We start from the raw sequence: 20,040 nt of genomic DNA on the forward strand, positions 1-20,040 counted from the left end.
GCGTTTTTTTATATTCGTCTATTTAGTGGCAGAAAACTCAGTGGCAGAAAATGCGCTCGTTTTAAAAAATTACTTACGATGCCTTTGATAGTGCGGGGGAGACTTTCACCAGCTTAATGCGGTTCTCTTCAATTTTGACGATTTCCATCGGATGCCCAGCGACTTGCACACTTAAATGGCTTTCAGGAATATCTTCTAAATGTTCCAGAATTAACCCATTCAATGTCCGCGGGCCATTGGTCGGCAGTTGCCATTTAAGTCCTTTGTTAATATCGCGAATATTGGCACTGCCATTGATTAAAAAGCTGCCATCTTCTTGTGGGGCGATCTCTTCCGATAAACTTGGTGTCATTGAGGTAGTAAACTCACCAACGATTTCTTCCAAGATATCTTCTAAGGTAACCAAGCCAATGATGTCACCATATTCGTCTACGATAAGCCCAATGCGCTGCTTATTACGTTGAAACTTGAGTAGCTGAACGTTGAGTGGTGTGCTTTCTGGGATGTAATAGACCTCATCAGCCGCACGCAATAGCGTCTCTTTATCAAACACATTCTTCTCTAACATGATGCGCGAAGCTTCACGTAGACGCAGCATCCCAACCACTTCATCAATTTGGTCTCGGTATAACACAATGCGGCCGTGTGGAGAGTGGGTCAATTGGCGCACGATGGATTTCCAATCATCATTGACATCGATACCGGTGATTTCGTTGCGTGGCACCATGATGTCATTCACGGTAACGTGCTCTAGGTCGAGAATTGAAACCAGCATGTCTTGGTGACGACGAGGAATAAGACTACCTGCTTCATTAACCACCGTGCGCAGTTCTTCAGAACTTAAGTGGTCATCGCCGTCGTGACTAACCTTAATCCCCATCAAACGAATAAAGCCATTGGTAATGAAATTGACAAAAATCACCACTGGTGAGAGTAGCTTCATCAGAATTGTCAGGACAATACTGCTGGCATACGAGACGCGCTCAGGATACAGCGCCGCCAAGGTTTTAGGGGTGACTTCGGCAAAGACTAGAATGGTCAACGTTAGTGCGCCAGTCGCGATCGCAACGCCCAAATTGCCGTAGAGGCGCATGCCTAAAATGGTGGCAATCGCAGAAGCAAGAATATTAACGAGGTTGTTACCAATAAGGATAAGACCGATTAAGCGATCAGGGCGATCAAGCAGCTTCTCGACACGGCGGGCGCCTTTATGACCACTGTTGGATAGATGCTTGAGGCGGTATCGGTTCAGGGACATCATGCCCGTTTCTGAACCTGAAAAATAACCTGATATAACAATAAGACACGCGAGTAGCGCAAATAAGATACCCGTTGATATGTCGTTCAAAACGCTTTGTTTCCTTGTGAAGTCTTGGCTAATTTATGACCTAACTGAAGCGTGAAGTCAATTTCAAATACAGTATGCTGTACCTGATGGTGGTAATAAAAAAGCACACTGAGTGTGCTTGATTAGATTTAGTTGAGAATAATCTCGCGGACAAAACGGCTGCCAAAATAGGCTAACGTTAAGATTGTCGCGCCAGCAACTGCAAACCAAGTGACTTTTTTTCCTCGCCAACCTCTTTGGTAATGTCCCCAAAGCAGTACCGAGTAAATCACCCAAGCGATAAAAGAGAGCACGCCTTTGTGCGCTTTGCCTTGTGCAATCATATCGTGCACAAAGCTGAAACCAGTCACCAAAGTGGCTGTGAGCAGCAAGTTACCAATCAAAATGATTTTGAATAACTGACGTTCTATCAGCAGCAGCGGTGGAACGTTGGGGTTGATGGCGAAGGCTTTCTTCGCTTTCAGCTTGTTATCCAACCAAGCTAATTGGAGTGCGTAGAGCGCAGCAATGGTTAACGTGGAGTATGAGAACAGCGCGAGCGAAATGTGGATCAATAATTTCGGGTCGTTCTCAAAATGCGTCATGTATGAGCTTGGCAAGAAAGTTGCCGCACATAAATTAATGGCAGAGAAACTATAAACAACCGGCAATAGGAACCAGATGCGAGTTTTCAGCATTGCCACACTCATGACGAGCGAAACAATAAAGCTAATTAATGAGGCCACATTGAGAATGCTGAGGTTTTGACCATAACTGGAGAAAATAAGGTCGCTGAGAGACCAGGCATGAAAAAACAGCGCTAGCAAAGCACTGATTAAAACAGTTTTGGCGCGTATCCCCGTTTGTTGAACAAGGCCGGGAATGATAGTCGCGATGGCTAATACATAGAGTATTGCTGCGCTTACAGCGATTAAGTTATCCATTACTCTCAATTAAGCTGGTCGATTTTTAACAAATTATACCTTGCATCTATCGCTTGAGCCATGGCTTATATCAGGTCAATTGTGAGAGATGAGATATCAATTTCTAATCGGCTAGTGCCAAGCTAGGGTTGGCTAAGGTATACTCACAGTAATATGTCGCCGAAATTAGCGAAGAGTAAAGGATGTTTGAGAATTTAACGGATCGCCTATCCAAAACCCTGAAGAACATCAGTGGTAAAGGTCGTCTGACTGAAGACAATATAAAAGATACCTTACGTGAAGTCCGCATGGCATTGCTGGAAGCAGACGTTGCATTGCCAGTGGTACGTGATTTCATTCAACGTATTAAAGAAAGCGCTGTTGGTGTTGAGGTGTCTAAATCTCTTACGCCAGGCCAAGAATTTATCAAAATCGTTCAAGCTGAGCTTGAAGCGGTTATGGGTGAGTCGAACGAGGCGCTAAACCTTGCTGCTCAACCGCCAGCAGTCATCTTGATGGCCGGCCTACAAGGTGCGGGTAAAACCACCTCTGTTGGTAAACTATCAAAACTGCTTAAAGAGCGTGAGAAGAAGAAAGTACTGGTTGTTTCTGCCGATGTTTATCGCCCAGCGGCGATTAAACAGCTAGAAACACTCGCGACCGATATCGGTGTTGATTTCTTCCCATCTTCACCAGATCAGAAGCCACTTGATATTGCCAATGCTGCCATCGATCATGCGAAGAAGAAATTCTACGATGTATTGATTGTCGATACGGCAGGCCGTTTGGCGGTTGATGAAGTGATGATGGCGGAAATCCAAGATCTTCACGCGGCAATTACGCCTGTTGAAACCCTATTCGTTGTTGATGCAATGACCGGTCAAGATGCGGCGAATACAGCGAAAGCGTTTGGTGATGCTATTCCACTAACCGGTGTTATCTTGACGAAAGTTGATGGTGATGCTCGTGGCGGTGCGGCATTATCGGTTCGTCATATCACAGGAAAACCAATCAAGTTCTTGGGTGTGGGTGAGAAGACCGACGCACTAGAACCATTCCATCCTGATCGCGTGGCATCACGTATCTTGGGTATGGGTGACGTACTGTCACTGATTGAAGATCTGCAACGCAATGTCGACACTGAGAAAGCCGAAAAGCTAGCGAAAAAATTCAAAGAGAAGAAAGGCTTCGATTTGGAGGATTTCCGTGAGCAGCTTGGTCAGATGCAAAACATGGGCGGCATGATGGGCATGATGGATAAGCTGCCAGGTATGAGCAACTTACCCGCCAACGTCAAAGATAAAGTTGATGACAAAATGTTCCACCAGATGGAAGCGATCATTAACTCGATGACGATGAAAGAGCGTCAACGTCCTGAACTGATCAAAGGTTCACGCAAAAAACGTATCGCAGCCGGTTCGGGTACACAAGTACAAGATGTAAACCGTCTGCTGAAACAGTTCACTCAGATGCAGAAGATGATGAAAAAAATGCAGAAGGGTGGCATGAAAGGCATGATGCGTAACATGCAAGGTATGATGGGCGGCGGCATGGGTGGTGGTTTTAACCCGTTTGGTCGTTAATCATACAAACACAAATGAAGTTTCAAGGTGTTAGCTGAATCACATACTTATTTCCCAATTTGTGGTGGTGAAAAAATAGCTAAACACCTTGCATTGCTCCTGAATAAGAGTAAAATTCCGGAGCTTTATTTTGGCACGAGACCCCAAACTGTTTAATAAATTAGACGGTTATTGGGGTTAATTTTATTTTTGAGAAAGCAAAGAGGACGACATGGTTACCATTCGTTTGGCACGTCACGGCGCTAAAAAGCGTCCATTTTACCAAATCGTAGTTGCGGATAGCCGTAACGCTTCAACTGGCCGTTTCATCGAGAAAGTAGGTTTCTTTAACCCTACTGCTCAAGGTCAAGAAGAAGGTCTACGTCTAGACCTAGATCGCGTTAACCACTGGGTTGGTCAAGGCGCATCTCTATCTGACCGCGTAGCTAAGCTAGTTAAAGACGCTCAAAAAGCGGCTTAATTCTTTTTTATAGAGAAATAGCTTATGTCGATGAAGGGTGAAGAAACTATGAGTGAGCAAGATAACAGAATCATTGTGGGTAAACTTGGGTCTACCTATGGTATTCGTGGCTGGCTTAAAGTTTTCTCCTACACAGACAATGCTGAAAGTATTTTCGATTATAGCCCTTGGTTTTTAAACCAAAAAGGCGAATGGGTTGAGTACAAAGTAGAAAGCTGGAAACGTCATGGCCAAGGCTATGTATGTAAACTAGAAGGGTTGGATGTTCGTGAAAACGCGCAACTGCTAACCAACTTTGAAATTGCTATTGACCCAGCGGTACTTCCTGAACTGTCAGAAGAAGAATTCTACTGGCGCGAATTGTTTGGTATGCAAGTAGTAACCACTAAAGGTTACGATCTAGGTGTTGTTACCGACATGCTAGAAACTGGCTCAAACGATGTTCTGGTTGTTAAAGCTAATCTAAAAGATGCTTTCGGACAAAAGGAACGATTAATCCCGTTTCTTGAAGAGCAAGTGATCATCAAAGTTGATCGCGAAGCTCAACGGATCGAAGTTGACTGGGATCCTGGATTCTAATTCCAAAACTACAGAGCGAGAGAACACATGTGGGTTGGCATAATTAGCCTTTTTCCTGAAATGTTCCGTTCTGTTACTGATTTTGGAGTAACAGGTCAAGCGGTTAAAAAAGGTCTTTTATCGATTGAGACATGGAATCCTCGTGATTTCACTCAAGATAAACATCGCACTGTTGATGATAGACCTTACGGTGGTGGTCCAGGGATGTTGATGATGGTTCAGCCTTTGCGCGATGCCATTCAATCAGCAAAACAGGCGTCACCGGGAAAGACGAAAGTGATTTACCTATCACCTCAAGGTCGCAAGCTCGACCAAACTGGGGTTGAAGAGTTGGCAACGAACGAGAACTTGCTTCTTATTTGTGGCCGCTATGAAGGGGTAGATGAGCGCATCATTCAATCTGAAGTCGACGAAGAATGGTCGATTGGTGATTTTGTGATGACGGGTGGTGAGATACCAGCCATGACGTTAATTGACTCAGTATCAAGGTTCATCCCTGGTGTACTTGGAGACTTTGCGTCAGCAGAAGAAGATTCTTTTGCAAATGGCCTGTTAGATTGCCCTCACTATACGCGCCCTGAAGTATTGGATGGCAAAGAAGTACCTGCGGTACTGATGTCAGGCAATCATAAGGACATTCGTCGCTGGCGATTAATGCAATCGCTAGGCCGTACTTGGCTAAGAAGACCAGAGCTCCTGGAAAACCTAGCTCTGACTGACGAACAGGAACAATTACTGGCTGAATTCATCAAAGCGCATCGCGCCGGTGAAAAGTAAGCAGTAACCTATTTTATTAAGTATCAGTTTATTCTAGGAATTTATTAAAATGAGTAACATCATCAAGGCTCTTGAAGAAGAGCAACTAAAAACAGGCCTACCTAAATTCGCACCAGGTGACACTGTTGTTGTACAAGTTAAGGTAAAAGAAGGTGATCGTGAGCGTCTACAGGCTTTTGAAGGCGTTGTAATCGCAATCCGTAACCGTGGTCTACACTCTGCTTTCACTGTTCGTAAGATCTCTAACGGTGAAGGTGTTGAGCGTGCGTTCCAAACTCACTCTCCAGTTGTTGATAGCATTGAAGTTAAACGCCGTGGTGCAGTACGTCGTGCCAAGTTGTACTACCTACGTGAACGTTCTGGTAAGTCTGCTCGTATTAAAGAGAAACTTACTAAGAAGTAATGCTATAACTAGCGTTCTCATAGTATTAGCGGAGACCATTTGGTCTCCGCTTTTTTTTACAATAATGAACGCCTTGCTACGAGAGTCTAGAACGCTGCGCTATAGAACTCGAGATGCGAAAATAAAAAAGGTTGACGCAGAACGCCAACCCTTAAAAATACTTCTCGCTTCTCGCTTCTCGCTTCTCGCTTCTCGCTTCTCGCTTCTCGCTTCTCGCTTCTCGCTCTAGTACTGATCCTCAGACCACCCGTCGCTGTCAGACATATCTGGTGCGCCAGCAATGCTGTTTTCTTCATCTGCCCATTCACCAAAATCAATCATCTGGCATTGCTTGCTGCAAAATGGACGGTGCGGGCTTTGCTCACCCCAAACGACTTCAGTGCCACATTGTGGGCATGGAACTTTAGTAATTTTAGTCATAAATAGTATTCGTACAGTAAAGATTATCGCCAGTATAGCAACTAACGTTGTAGAGGTAAGCTGGGGATGTATTGCTTAGCAGCAAACTGCCAGCTCAAATGCCACATCACCAGCAAAAGCTTGGCCTGATTTAAACTCGATGAATTTGATCGCGAAACGGTTTTTATGCCCAGAGATCATTGGGTAAACACCATATTGCATTGGGATATTTAAGCGTAAGATATTCGCTTCTTCCGCATCGCTTTGATAAAAGCCGTTGTGCGCTTGCTGAGTAATAAAGCGGCCTGTTTCACGTGTAAGTTTAAGCCACAGCTGCAACGCATTAGATAACGCACCGAGAGACTCCATCCAGTTACTGGCATCGGCTTGCTTCTCTTGATTAGAAAGATGCAGCCAATGGTGCAGCGCTGGCAAGTCAAAACAGCATGCGCCACCGGGCAAATTAAAACGTTGGCGAATGGCACTGAGAAAGCGGTCTTCTTTCAAGCGTTGACCAAAACGCTCTGCCGCCATTAATTGGCTATGTACTTGATCGACTTCTTGCAGGATCTCTTGCAAGGTGTTTTGGTCAACACCATCGAAATTGAGCCAGTTACGGTAAGTCTGTCGCTGCTTCTCAATATCTTTAGCCAATTCACTTTTCAGCTGAATTTGTTCGAAGATTTCCAACAGGTCAAATAAGGCGCGGAAGAAATTCAGGTGCTGCAAATCGTCACTGAATTTTGCGGACACATCGAGCTGATGTAACAGCGCCTCTACACGAAGGTAGATGCGAGTTTTCTCGTTCAGCGGGTGTTCAAAGTAGTGAGTGGTCATTTACATGCAGCCCTGAAATTTTGTCGCTTTATTCTCACCGATTTTCCCTACACATTTCTAGGTACTTTTTATGTAATTCTGTGATTTGGTACAAAAGTTGTTGGTTTTTTGAGTGGTTTTTAATCACGTCATCGGCAATCGCTAAGCGTTGCGCTCTTGTTGCCTGAGAATTAACAATCGATTGAGCTTGTTGCTGTGATATGCCATCACGCAACATGGTGCGTTCAATTTGACTACTTTCATCGACATCGACCACCAAAACCCGGTTGGCGAGTGTTTGCAGATTATTCTCCGCCATCAAAGGGATCACCAGCAAAGCATAAGGTGTGGTGGTGTTATCAAGCTGCTCGAGCATTCTTTGGCGGATCATCGGATGTAATAGCGCATCTAGCCACTGTTTTTCGTTCGGTTCAGCAAAAATGATGTCGCGCAGCTGCGCGCGATTGAGAGTGCCATCATCCAATAAAATTGCAGCACCATAACGTTGGACGATCTGTTTGAGGCCAGCACTTTCTGGCTCAACCACCTCACGGGCGACGATGTCAGCATCGACAATATCAATACCGAATTGTTGCTGGAAAAGGTTGGCAACAGTGGTTTTTCCGCTCGCAATGCCGCCGGTCAGGCCAATCACAAAAGGCATCGAATTACGCTCCTAGTAGAAAACGGTAGTAGCCATGGAGGATCTGCTCCCCCCATAACATGGCGATCCAACCAGCAATGGCTAAGTAAGGACCAAATGGAAACGCTTTATCAATGCCTTTGCTCTGTAGACGTAATTGAATAAGACCAAACACCAATCCCACCAAAGATGAGACTAAGATGATCATCGGCAGGTACTGCCAGCCAAGCCAGGCGCCTAGCGCGGCAAGCAATTTAAAATCACCGTAACCCATACCTTCTTTTTTGGTGATGAGTTTGAAAGCCCAGTAGACACTCCATAGGCACAAATAGCCTGCCATGGCGCCAATGACCGAATCTTGCAAGCTCACTGGACTGATGCCAAACAGGGCTAAGGCAATGCCGCTCCACATTAGTGGTAGAGTCAGGCTATCAGGCAGCAACATGGTATCAAGATCGATAAACGTCGCTGCGACTAAAACGAAGGTAAAAAACAGCAGCGCGATAGTGAAATAACTGGCGGGTAAGGTGGTGGCAACCAGCAAGCACAAGCCTCCCGTGAGCAACTCGATCAGAGGGTAGCGAGCACTGATTTTGCTTTGGCAGTTGTGGCATTTGCCTTTTAGCAGTAGCCAGCTGATAACAGGAATGTTATCGATGGCGCGAATCTGGGTATGGCAACTCGGGCAAGCTGAGCGTGGGACGCTGAGGTTAAATGTCTCTTGTGGAACTTCAATTTTGTATTCGGGAAAACTTTCTGCACAATCGTGACGCCACTCGCGCTCCATCATAATCGGTAAGCGGTAGATGACCACATTGAGAAAGCTGCCAACGATAAGACCAAACACCGTCGCAAGAAGTGGGAAGAGCCAAGGGTAATAAACAAACAGTTCCATAGATAACTCATTAAGTGCTTTAAGGCGATGGCTGATACGCAAGTCGCGTCGAGATCTGTCGTGTAGAGATTTATAGTGACTTGAGTAATTTTATAAGCTGCTATCTTAGCCTATAACGTTCATTAAATTAAATATTGGTAAGTAGATAGCGATAACGAGGCTACCGACCACGATACTGAGAAAAATGATAATGGCCGGTTCAATGATTTTGCCTAGGTTATCAACGGTGTCATCGATTTCTTTTTCATAGATGGTCGCGATCTTAATCAGCATCTCATCAAGCTTACCTGCCTCTTCGCCAATCATCAGCATTTGCAATGGCATTTCAGGAAAAGTATCGCTGTCGCGCATGGCGAGATAAAACGGCATGCCTGCTGCGGTATCTTTTAGCACTCGTTCAAGAGCCGCTTGGTAATAGAGCTGATTGGTGGTTTTTGCGGCTGATTTCAAACAAGACAATATTGGAATGCCAGCTGAAAAGCTGGTGGCCATGGTGCGACTGAACTTAGCGATTGCCGCCTTACTGATGATTGGGCCGATGAGAGGGAGGCGCAAACTGGTTCGGCTCAAGTAGATCCGGCAGCGAGATGAGCGTGCTTGAGCCCATTTGCAGAGCAGTAGAGAACTGACCATGCTTATGGCGATCGTTCCGCCCTGTTCACGAGCAAAGTAGGACAGCGATAATACTTGTTGAGTAAACCAAGGCAGTTCAGCGCCAAAGCTTTGGAACATACTATCAAATTCAGGAATGACGATGGTTAACATCACCCAACTGACGGCCAAAGCGGTGAGTAAAACGATAGAAGGGTAGATCATTGCTTTGATTACTTTGGCTTTGAGGTGCTCAGATTTTTCACGGTGTTCGGCGATACGGAAAAACACTTGGTTGAGCTGTCCTGTCGCTTCCCCCGTCGCGACAAGATCGATATAAAGAGAATCAAACTGATGCGTTGCTTTTAAGGCTTGGCTGAGAGGAAGGCCTGCTTCAACTTGGCTGGTTATCGTTAGGAGTAGGGCGAGCATTCCGGATTTTTTGCTGTTGTCGTTGACCAGTTTGAGCGCTTGAACGAGCGGAATTCCAGTATCGAGAATGGTGGCTAATTGGCGGGTAAGTAAGGTGATCTCTTTGGGCTTAACCGTTTCGAGTTGGCGCTGAAGCCAAGAAAGTTTGTGTGAGGTTAACTGATTGATGCGGATCTTTTGTTGCTTTAATCGCTGACGAACATCGCTCTCACGGAATGCCAAGTATTTACCCGTGACACGCCGACCCACAGAGTTGGTTCCCTTCCAGCGATAGATTTTCAACCGGTGCTGTGATTTTTTATTCATAGTGTTAGAGGTGATTTATTTCAGTTAAGAGGGCCACAGCTTGTCAGAGTCCGCTAGCCAAATAGCAACACGCGTTGTAATTCTTGGCGACTGGTTTTGCCAGCGTTGAGTGCGGCAATACCGGATTGTTGTAAGCTCATCATGCCTTCACTTTTGGCGAGCGCTTCAATCTCAATTGCAGTCGCGCATTGCAATATCGCTTGTTGCAGTTTGGCGTTTATTGGCAGCACTTCAAACAAGCCTATTCTGCCTTGATAACCCTGATTACATTGAGTACAACCGTGCTGATTGGCTTGATACTGCTGATCAGTGACGGGTCCGAGTAAATCGTCCTTAGCATCGATGTTTCGTTTTGCTGGCTCTTTGCAATACGCGCAGAGTTTTCTGACTAAGCGCTGGGCCATCACCAGCGTCAGTGAGGCGGCAAGATCATAAGTTTTAATCCCCATACTCGCTAAACGAACGATGGTGTCAGCTGCGGAGTTGGTGTGCAAAGTGGAAAGAACCAAGTGGCCCGTTTGTGACGCTTTGATCGCAATGTCAGCGGTTTCAACATCACGAATTTCGCCGACCATAACAATATCTGGATCTTGACGAAGAAAAGATCGCAGTGCGCAAGCGAAGTCGAAGCCGATTTGCGGTTGAATTTGGACTTGATTGATACCGCTGAGATTGATCTCTACTGGATCTTCTGCGGTGGCAATATTGACTTGCGTCGTGTTAAGAAGATTTAGCCCACTATAGAGTGAGATGGTTTTACCGCTGCCTGTTGGGCCAGTAAACAATATCAGCCCTTGTGGTTGTTTGAGTGCTTTTAAGTAGTGCTGTTTTTGCTGGTGGCTATAGCCGAGTCGGTCAATATCAAGCAGGTTGATACCGCTTTCCAATAATCGCAGCACCACCTTTTCACCCCATAAAGTGGGTAGCGTCGAGATTCGCATATCCACGGCGCTATCAGCATTTAGCTTCACCTTGCTTCTGCCATCTTGCGGTCGTCGACGTTCAGCTATATCTAAGTTGGCTAATATTTTCAACCGTGTGGAGAGGCGGCGGCCAAGTTGAGAAGCTGGCTGGTGGCTTTCTACGAGTAGTCCGTCGCAGCGTAGGCGAATCCGGTAATGCTTTTCATACGGTTCAAAATGAATATCAGAAGCCCCTTTGCGTATCGCCTCGAGTAATATCTGATGAATGTAGCGACTGACGGGGGCGTCATCTAGGCTCAAATCTTCTTCTCGATCAAACTCCTCTTCGCTGACATTCACTAGCTGTGCCAGTTCGAGGGCATTGATCTCTTTCTTCGCGGTTGTGGTGGATTGAAGGCTTCGGCCATAGAGGGCATAAATGGCCTTCTTGATAGCATTGTAGTCAGTCACCACTAATTCAATCTGCAATCCAGTCGCAAAACGAAACTCGTCTTCAATCACATCCAGTGTCGGATCGACCACTGCCAGCGTGAGCGTGCCATTGGTTTTGGCAAGTGGTAATGAAAGGTGTTTTTGGATCAGTGTACTCAACCCCAGTTCTTCACAAACCGTACGATACTCATAGTGAGCAATATTAACCTGTGGCAGTTTGAATAATTGGCTTACCACAGCGGCTAATTTATCTGCGCTAATGAATTCTAGTATCGACGGATCAAAGCCAGAAGGATGGTTTGAGGTAAAAGGTGGCTGGCCTACTTGCGTGTGAGCAAGTAGGCCTTGTTGAGAAAGCAGCGTCGCTAAATGATGACTCATTAATCTGGACAGTAGGCGCTTTGTGCATTGCCACCGGCGTCTGTACAACTGGCCGCCCAAGTAATGCCCTGATCGCTGTACGTCGCGCTGAGAATGAACTCTTCCCCAGATTTCACCGGGCCTTTATCGCTTGTTGCTTGAGCGATCACTTGTATTGCGCCAGAGACATTCGTCGCGGTAACACTGATGTTGTTGATTGCCGCGCTTGGTACATGTCCTGCACTAGTGCTGCAGTTAGCGGCAAACGTGCTGGTACTTGAGGCTTTTTCCAGTGCGCACATTTCAACGGCTAGCTTTACTGGGGCGGCGATGGTAGGAAACTCCGCCATGGTCGCTTTCTTGGTGTAGTCTTGATAGGCAGGAACCGCGAACACCGCCAATATAGCGACAATCGCCATGACGACCATTAATTCAATAAGAGTAAAACCGCGTTGAGAGCGAGTTGACGTATTGTTCATGTGAAGCTCCATTTTGGTTGTGAGGCAGGCGCTAGATTGGCCGAGTAAATGAACAAAGAGAAATGCAGTGACGGGAATTCCGAGCAGCGAAGGCGAGTGTAGACTGGTTGTTACAAGGTGTTTTCGTTCTGTTTTGAAACCCATCGCTATCACTAATGACTTTGCCAAGGTTACAAATGGGGTAGGAAGAAATAAAAATGCCGCGATGTTACTCGCGGCATTGTGGTTATTGATTACTTAGCACTGAATCATGAAAACGATGCTATAGCATTTTCTTTAAACGATAGAGTGCCTCTAATGCTTGGCGTGGTGTTAGATCATCAGGATCGATATTGGCCAGCGCCTCTTCTACTTCGCTCGGTTCAGGAATTAGGCTGAGTTGGTTGGCAATATCAACCGCACTACTAACAGGCATTGAAGTGTTACTTGCTACACTTAATTGTTCCAATTGGGTCAATTTGGTACGTGCTTGTTTGATCACCGCTTTAGGTACACCGGCAAGCCCTGCCACGGCGAGACCATACGATTTACTCGCCGCACCTTCTTGAACTGCGTGCATGAAGGCAATACTGTCGCCATGCTCAACCGCATCTAAATGGACATTGGCAAGATGAGGGATCTGGTTCGGCAACTCAGTGAGTTCAAAGTAGTGCGTGGCAAATAAGGTTAACGCACCAATTTGCTTGGCAAGAAATTCTGCACTCGCCCACGCAAGTGATAGGCCATCGTAGGTACTGGTACCGCGGCCAATCTCATCCATTAACACTAAACTGCGTTCAGTCGCGTTGTGCAGGATGTTAGCGGTTTCAGTCATCTCCACCATAAAGGTTGAACGGCCGGAAGCAAGATCATCTGATGCGCCAATACGAGTGAAAATACGATCAATCAAACCAATCTGAGCACTTTCGGCCGGTACGTAAGAACCGATATGTGCCATCAATGCAATCAAAGCAGTTTGGCGCATGTAAGTTGATTTACCCCCCATGTTCGGGCCGGTGACGATCAGCATTTTGCGCGAAGCATTTAGCGCAACAGGGTTAGCGATAAACGGCTCGTCCATCACTTGCTCAACCACAGGATGGCGACCGCCGAGAATATTGATCCCCGGTTGTGTGGTTAACGTTGGTCGACAGTAATCTAAGCTATCAGCACGCTCGGCTAAGTTTTGCAGTACATCAAGTTGAGAGACTGCCGAGGCCAAGTTTTGTAGCGGCTCTAAATGCGGCATTAAGAGATCAAACAGCTCTTCCCAAAGTTTTTTCTCAATCGATAGGGCTTTTGATTTTGAACTCAGTACTTTGTCTTCATGCTCTTTTAATTCAGGAATGATATAGCGCTCGGCATTTTTCAGCGTTTGGCGACGTACATAGTGTGCCGGCACTAGGTGGCTTTGTCCTCGGCTGACTTGAATAAAGAAGCCGTGTACCGCGTTGTAGCCAACTTTGAGTGTCTCAATGCCATGTCGCTCACGCTCTTCGCGCTCGAGTTTATCGAGGTACTCGGTCGCGCCATCAGCTAAATCACGCCACTCATCAAGCTCAGCGCTATAGCCGGAGGCAATCACGCCGCCTTCTCGGATCACGACGGGTGGATTTTCTTTAACCGCGCGCTCGAGTAAATCACAAACGTCATCAATCGGTGCGGCGTATTGAGCCAATTTAGCGAGGTAAGGGTGGTTAAGGTCGTTAATGACGGTAGCCAATTCTGGAAGTTGCTGCATTGCGTGACGCAGACGGGCAAGGTCGCGTGGGCGTGCAGAGCGTAGAGCGAGTCGTGCGAGAATACGTTCAATATCGCCAATCTGTTTAAGCACAGGCAGTAGATCGCCAAACAGGCTCAAATCTTTAATTTCACTGATCGCATCAAGGCGTTGATTGAGCGTATCGGCGCAGCGCATTGGCTGGTGTAGCCAACGTTTGAGCATTCGGCTACCCATAGGCGTCGCCGTTTTATCCAGCACTTCAGCGAGAGTGTTAGTTAAGCCGCCAGCAAGGTTATGAGTGATCTCTAGGTTGCGGCGAGTCGCGGCATCCAGAATCACGGAGTGATCTTGTCGGTCGAAAGTCAGTGAACGAATATGTGGCAGCGCCGTACGTTGGGTATCTTTAACGTATTGGATCAAACAGCCTGCGGCACATAAGCCTAATGTGGCATTCTCCACACCAAAGCCAACCAAATCGCGCGTACCAAACTGTTGGTTTAACTGCTGCTTCGCCGTATCGATCTCAAATTCCCATACAGGGCGACGTCGATTACCCGTGCGCGAAGCCATCAAGTGCACCGCGTCAAAATCTTCCGGGAACAGCAGTTCGCGAGGGGAGGTACGCTGAAGTTCGGCTGCCATTGCTTCTTCAGTTTCTGGCTCGGTTAGCTGGAAACGGCCAGACGTAATATCGAGTGTCGCATAGCCAAACTTATCATTGTGTTGATAGATAGCGGCAATCAAGTTGTCGACGCGCTCAGACAATAGTGCTTCATCAGTCACGGTGCCTGGTGTAACGATACGTACCACTTTGCGTTCAACAGGCCCTTTGCTGGTGGCTGGATCGCCAATTTGCTCACAGATAGCAACGGATTCACCCAGTTGAACCAGCTTAGCAAGGTAGCCTTCTACGGCATGGTAAGGCACGCCAGCCATTGGAATGGGTTCACCTGCAGAAGCGCCGCGTTTAGTCAGCGAGATATCCAGTAATTGCGAAGCGCGCTTGGCGTCATCATAAAAAAGCTCATAAAAGTCACCCATACGATAGAACAACATGATCTCAGGATTTTCGGCTTTCAACTTAAGATATTGCTGCATCATTGGGGTGTGTTTTTGTTCGGCTTTCACGGCTAACTTCTTTCGTTTATGACAATTGCGGCTTAGGATACGTCAATCGATCTCAAGCGAAAAGTCACAATCAGGATTTTGAATATGGAATCACATCAAATATTGAGTACCGAGCTGGGTAGATTACTGGCGAAACATCACCAAGTGCTTGCTACTGCAGAATCGTGTACAGGCGGTGGTGTTGCCACTGCAGTAACCGACATTGCGGGTAGCTCAGCATGGTTTGATCGAGCATTTATCACTTATAGCAATGAAGCTAAGATGGAAATGTTGGCAGTGCACGCCGAAACGTTGCAACAATACGGCGCGGTTAGCGAATCGGTAGTGTTAGAAATGGTGGCTGGCGCACTTAAGTATTCAAATGCCACCATCGCGGTATCGATCAGCGGAATTGCAGGGCCTGGTGGTGGCAGTGAAGAGAAGCCTGTGGGGACGGTCTGTTTTGCTTGGGCTGATACCAAGGGTTGGCAAGTGGTCGAAACGGTGTGTTTTGGTGGGGATCGCCATACCGTGCGCTCACAAGCAGTTGAATACGCGTTAAAAACACTGTGTGACTATTTGGCAGAACATTGATAAAAGTTGAGTCGAAGATCATGATTTCGCGACTACGAGTTTAAAATTGTTGTTAGATCAGTACTCTATCGAGCGAAATCAAAAAAAAGTCACACAGCTATAGACACTGTATGAATCAACAGTATAATGACACTCATTGACTGTTCAGTGTCACTGGACAGGACTCAACAAAAATTTTTATTCATCGGTGATGATGGGTAGTTTGGAGAAAGTGATGGACGAGAACAAACAGAAGGCGCTCGCCGCTGCGCTAGGTCAGATTGAAAAGCAATTTGGTAAAGGCTCAATCATGCGCCTTGGTGATAACCGTACAATGGATGTTGAAACCATCTCTACTGGTTCACTTTCTCTAGATATCGCATTGGGTGCTGGTGGCTTACCAATGGGTCGTATCGTTGAAGTTTACGGTCCAGAATCTTCAGGTAAGACGACGTTAACACTAGAACTGATTGCGGCTGCGCAACGTGTAGGTAAAACCTGTGCGTTTATTGATGCTGAGCACGCACTTGATCCTATCTATGCGAAGAAGCTAGGTGTTGATATCGATGCTCTGTTAGTTTCTCAGCCTGATACGGGTGAGCAAGCGCTAGAAATCTGTGATGCACTTGCACGTTCAGGTGCGATTGATGTTTTGGTTGTCGATTCAGTAGCAGCTCTAACACCAAAAGCAGAAATCGAAGGTGAGATGGGCGACAGCCACATGGGTCTGCAAGCTCGTATGCTTTCTCAAGCGATGCGTAAGCTAACCGGTAACCTTAAGCAGTCAAACTGTATGTGTATCTTCATCAACCAAATCCGTATGAAGATTGGTGTGATGTTTGGTAACCCAGAAACCACAACCGGTGGTAACGCGCTGAAATTCTACGCTTCTGTTCGTCTTGATATCCGTCGTACGGGTTCGATCAAAGATGGTGACGAAGTGGTGGGTAACGAAACACGCATTAAAGTGGTTAAGAACAAGATCGCAGCACCATTTAAACAAGCTGAAACACAGATTCTTTACGGCCAAGGCTTTAACCGTGAAGGTGAGTTGGTTGACCTAGGTGTAAAACACAAGCTGATTGAAAAAGCGGGTGCATGGTACAGCTACAATGGTGACAAAATCGGCCAAGGTAAAGCGAACGCGTGTAAGTACCTAAAAGAGAATACTGAAGCGGCGCAAACCATCGATAGCAAACTACGTGAAATGCTATTGACCCCAGCTCAACCAGAAGAGCCAGAAGTTGGCGAAATGCCACAAGAAGAAGAGTTCTAAACCCTTAACAATAATCGTTGAGAAAACACAGTTTAGACACTCACTTTAGAGTCATCAAAGCCCTGCTCATTGAGTGGGGCTTTTTGTCACTGGTAGACAAATCATATTCTCGGTTTACACCGAAAAATCGGTGTGCGTTTTATGACAATCTTTTTAAGATGAAATCCGCACTGAGTTCAGCAAGCGAGAGTATTGAACCTAATAGATTGTTTTAGTAGCAATTGACGCACTTTTCCCCGTCAGGTCAGAAAAACGCCACAAAAACCCCACAAATAGAGCAATGGCGAAACTAGCATCTAGTGCTTGCTTATGTGTACAATACAGCAAAATTCTATCTCGACTATTTTCAGGAAGAGCTGCATGTACATGAGCACAGATGAGGTTCGTAACGCGTTCCTTAAGTTCTTTGAGAGCAAAGGACACCAAATCGTAGAAAGTTCATCGTTAGTACCGCATAACGACCCAACCCTGCTTTTCACTAACGCAGGTATGAACCAATTTAAAGATTGTTTCTTAGGTTTAGAAAAACGCGCCTACACTCGAGCGACTACGGCTCAACGCTGTGTACGTGCTGGTGGTAAACACAACGATCTAGAAAACGTTGGTTTTACTGCTCGCCACCACACTTTCTTTGAAATGCTAGGTAACTTTAGTTTTGGTGATTACTTCAAAGAAGACGCGATTGCGTTTGCTTGGGAATTCCTGACTGAAACCCTTCAGCTACCAAAAGATCGTCTATTGGTGACTATTTACGAAACCGATGATGAAGCCTTTGACATCTGGAACCAGAAAGTTGGTATTCCTGCCGATCGTATTATTCGTATCGGCGACAAGAAAGGTGGTAAGCCATTTGAGTCAGATAACTTCTGGCAAATGGGTGATACTGGTCCTTGTGGCCCATGTACTGAAATCTTCTACGATCACGGTGATCACATTTGGGGTGGCCGTCCAGGTACGCCTGAAGAAGATGGCGACCGCTTCATCGAGATCTGGAATAACGTATTCATGCAGTTCAACCGTCAAGCTGACGGCACAATGGAACCGCTACCAAAACCATCGGTTGATACCGGTATGGGTATTGAGCGTATTTCTGCAATCATGCAGGGCGTTCATTCAAACTACGAAATCGACGTATTCCAAGCATTGATTAAAGCAACGGCTGAACTGATTGGTTGTGAAGACCTTTCTAACCAATCGCTACGTGTTATTGCTGACCACATCCGTTCATGTTCATTCCTGATCGTTGATGGCGTAATGCCTTCAAATGAAGGTCGTGGCTACGTACTGCGTCGTATTATTCGTCGTGCCGTTCGTCACGGTAACAAGATTGGCGCACAAGGTGTGTTCTTCCACAAACTGGTTGGTGTACTTGCTGAGATTATGGGTACGGCTGGTGAAGAACTGAAACGTCAACAAGCGTTGGTTGAGAAAGTACTGCGTATCGAAGAAGAGAACTTCGGACGCACTCTTGAACGTGGCATGGCAATTCTAAACGAAGCGTTAGATAACCTTGACGGTAGCGTACTAGACGGTGAAACCGTATTTAAACTTTACGATACTTATGGCTTCCCAGCTGACCTGACTAACGACGTTGCACGTGAACGTGAATTCGCGATTGACGAAGAAGGTTTTGAAAAAGCGATGGAAGAGCAGCGTCAACGTGCTCGTGAAGCAGGCCAATTCGGTACTGACTACAACGCGGCAATTAAGACTGACGTTGAAACAGAATTCTCTGGTTACACTGGCACTGAAGGTGAAAGTGTCATCGCGGCATTGTTTGTTGAAGGCAATGAAGTGGATTCACTGTCGGCAGGTGACAAAGCGATCATCATTCTTGAAGAGACGCCATTCTACGCAGAATCAGGCGGTCAATCAGGTGATGCAGGTGTACTGAAAACTGAATCAGGTTTGTTCACTGTTGAAGATACGCAAAAGCTAGGCAATGCGATCGCTCACCACGGCGTATTGGCAGAAGGCGTGTTCGCTAAAGGCGATAAAGCGCATGCGATGGTTGATGCGGTTCGTCGTACAGCGATTACATTAAACCACTCTGCTACGCACCTATTACACGCAGCGCTACGCAAAGTGTTGGGTGAGCACGTAACGCAGAAAGGCTCACTAGTAAAAGCAGACAACCTACGTTTTGACTTTTCACACCTTGAAGGTGTAACCGCGGCAGAGCTTAAAGAAGTTGAGCGTATCGTGAATGCGCAAGTACGTCGCAACCACGACATTGAAACCAATGTAATGGATATTGAGTCTGCGAAACAAAAAGGCGCAATGGCATTGTTTGGTGAGAAGTACGATGACGAAGTTCGTGTACTTTCAATGGGTGAGTTTTCAACTGAGCTTTGTGGTGGTATCCACGCGGCTAACACAGGTGACATCGGCCTATTCAAGATCACCTCTGAAGGTGGTATTGCAGCAGGTATCCGCCGTATTGAAGCGGTCACTGGTGAAGCGGCTCTGGATGTGATCGAAGCGCAAACGGCTAAATACGAAGAAAAACTGGCAGAAGCAGCAAACAAAGCGAAATCGCTAGAGAAAGAAATTCAACAGTTGAAAGACAAGTTGGCTTCTCAAGCAAGCGCAAGCTTAACTGACCAAGTGAAAGACATCGCTGGTGTGAAAGTATTGATTGCTCAGCTAGATGGTGCTGACAACAAAGCACTGCGTGGCATGGTTGATGAACTGAAAAACCAAATGGGCAGTGGCATCATTATGTTGGGTAACGTTGCTGATGATAAAGTTGGCTTGATTGCCGGTGTAACCAAAGATTTAGTCGGTAAAGTAAAAGCGGGCGAATTAGTTAACATGGTTGCACAGCAAGTTGGCGGTAAAGGCGGCGGTCGTCCTGATATGGCGCAAGCGGGTGGTACTGATGCTGCGGCTCTACCAGCGGCACTAGCGACAGTCGATGCTTGGATTGCAGAGCGACTATAAACCATAAAATTGAAATCAACGCTCAACCAATTGGTTGAGCGTTTTTTTTGTAGTGAGTAGAGATTAGAATTTAATTCTCACCGATTGAATCGCCGTTTGTTATCTCGGACA

18 protein-coding genes are annotated in these 20,040 nt (G+C 46.3%); 8 read left to right on the forward strand and 10 right to left on the reverse strand.

The window, feature by feature from the left end:
• Positions 1–73: 73 nt before the first annotated feature.
• Positions 74–1,348 (reverse strand): HlyC/CorC family transporter, encoded by a 1,275-nt coding sequence (locus tag RH88_RS05175; RefSeq protein ID WP_005593964.1) that lies wholly within the window; start codon positions 1,346–1,348, stop codon positions 74–76.
• A gap of 128 nt (positions 1,349–1,476) precedes the next feature.
• Positions 1,477–2,271 (reverse strand): cytochrome C assembly family protein, encoded by a 795-nt coding sequence (locus tag RH88_RS05180; protein WP_005593965.1) that lies wholly within the window; start codon positions 2,269–2,271, stop codon positions 1,477–1,479.
• A gap of 182 nt (positions 2,272–2,453) precedes the next feature.
• On the opposite strand from RH88_RS05180, the gene ffh reads away from it, so the two are divergent.
• The 5 genes from ffh (at position 2,454) to rplS (ending at position 6,052) form a co-directional block, all read left to right on the forward strand.
• Positions 2,454–3,833 (forward strand): signal recognition particle protein, encoded by a 1,380-nt coding sequence (gene ffh / locus RH88_RS05185; RefSeq protein ID WP_005593966.1) that lies wholly within the window; start codon positions 2,454–2,456, stop codon positions 3,831–3,833.
• A 211-nt stretch (positions 3,834–4,044) separates the two neighbouring features.
• Complete coding sequence (rpsP, locus tag RH88_RS05190) at positions 4,045–4,293, forward strand: 30S ribosomal protein S16 (RefSeq protein WP_005593968.1); 249 nt, start codon at positions 4,045–4,047, stop codon at positions 4,291–4,293.
• Positions 4,294–4,317: 24 nt separating this feature from the next.
• Positions 4,318–4,872: a ribosome maturation factor RimM gene (gene rimM, locus RH88_RS05195; RefSeq protein WP_005593970.1), complete on the forward strand. Its 555-nt coding sequence runs from the start codon at positions 4,318–4,320 to the stop codon at positions 4,870–4,872.
• A gap of 27 nt (positions 4,873–4,899) precedes the next feature.
• Positions 4,900–5,649, forward strand: a complete 750-nt coding sequence (gene trmD / locus RH88_RS05200; protein WP_005593971.1) for a tRNA (guanosine(37)-N1)-methyltransferase TrmD — start codon at positions 4,900–4,902, stop codon at positions 5,647–5,649.
• A gap of 49 nt (positions 5,650–5,698) precedes the next feature.
• Positions 5,699–6,052, forward strand: a complete 354-nt coding sequence (gene rplS, locus RH88_RS05205) for a 50S ribosomal protein L19 (protein ID WP_005593972.1) — start codon at positions 5,699–5,701, stop codon at positions 6,050–6,052.
• Positions 6,053–6,277: 225 nt separating this feature from the next.
• Here the strand turns inward: rplS and yacG are convergent, their stop codons facing one another.
• The 8 genes from yacG to mutS form a co-directional block, all read right to left on the reverse strand.
• Positions 6,278–6,472, reverse strand: a complete 195-nt coding sequence (gene yacG, locus RH88_RS05210; protein WP_005593974.1) for a DNA gyrase inhibitor YacG — start codon at positions 6,470–6,472, stop codon at positions 6,278–6,280.
• 75 nt (positions 6,473–6,547) lie between these two features.
• The gene (gene zapD / locus RH88_RS05215; RefSeq protein WP_005593976.1) at positions 6,548–7,288 is read right to left on the reverse strand and encodes a cell division protein ZapD; all 741 of its coding nucleotides are present in this window, start codon (positions 7,286–7,288) and stop codon (positions 6,548–6,550) included.
• 34 nt (positions 7,289–7,322) lie between these two features.
• A complete protein-coding gene (coaE, locus tag RH88_RS05220) occupies positions 7,323–7,931 on the reverse strand; it encodes a dephospho-CoA kinase (protein ID WP_005593977.1) in 609 nt (202 codons plus the stop codon).
• Positions 7,932–7,935: 4 nt separating this feature from the next.
• Complete coding sequence (locus RH88_RS05225) at positions 7,936–8,805, reverse strand: prepilin peptidase (protein WP_005593978.1); 870 nt, start codon at positions 8,803–8,805, stop codon at positions 7,936–7,938.
• Positions 8,806–8,910: 105 nt separating this feature from the next.
• A complete protein-coding gene (locus RH88_RS05230; protein ID WP_040757853.1) occupies positions 8,911–10,134 on the reverse strand; it encodes a type II secretion system F family protein in 1,224 nt (407 codons plus the stop codon).
• A 53-nt stretch (positions 10,135–10,187) separates the two neighbouring features.
• A complete protein-coding gene (gene pilB / locus RH88_RS05235; protein ID WP_005593980.1) occupies positions 10,188–11,870 on the reverse strand; it encodes a type IV-A pilus assembly ATPase PilB in 1,683 nt (560 codons plus the stop codon).
• A complete protein-coding gene (locus tag RH88_RS05240; protein ID WP_005593981.1) occupies positions 11,870–12,328 on the reverse strand; it encodes a pilin in 459 nt (152 codons plus the stop codon). The genes pilB and RH88_RS05240 overlap by 1 nt, the downstream gene beginning before the upstream one ends.
• A 262-nt stretch (positions 12,329–12,590) precedes the next feature.
• Positions 12,591–15,158, reverse strand: coding sequence for a DNA mismatch repair protein MutS (gene mutS / locus RH88_RS05245; protein WP_005593983.1), 2,568 nt, complete (start codon positions 15,156–15,158; stop codon positions 12,591–12,593).
• Between the two features lie 84 nt (positions 15,159–15,242).
• Between mutS and pncC the strand changes: the two genes are divergently transcribed.
• From pncC to alaS, 3 genes are all read left to right on the forward strand, one after another.
• The gene (gene pncC / locus RH88_RS05250; RefSeq protein WP_005593984.1) at positions 15,243–15,731 is read left to right on the forward strand and encodes a nicotinamide-nucleotide amidase; all 489 of its coding nucleotides are present in this window, start codon (positions 15,243–15,245) and stop codon (positions 15,729–15,731) included.
• A 214-nt stretch (positions 15,732–15,945) separates the two neighbouring features.
• Complete coding sequence (gene recA / locus RH88_RS05255; RefSeq protein ID WP_005593985.1) at positions 15,946–16,986, forward strand: recombinase RecA; 1,041 nt, start codon at positions 15,946–15,948, stop codon at positions 16,984–16,986.
• 360 nt (positions 16,987–17,346) lie between these two features.
• A complete protein-coding gene (gene alaS / locus RH88_RS05260) occupies positions 17,347–19,929 on the forward strand; it encodes an alanine--tRNA ligase (RefSeq protein WP_005593987.1) in 2,583 nt (860 codons plus the stop codon).
• Positions 19,930–20,040: the final 111 nt, after the last annotated feature.

Source organism: Vibrio scophthalmi LMG 19158, from assembly GCF_000222585.1.
In the GTDB taxonomy this organism is placed as follows: Bacteria; Pseudomonadota; Gammaproteobacteria; order Enterobacterales; family Vibrionaceae; genus Vibrio; species Vibrio scophthalmi.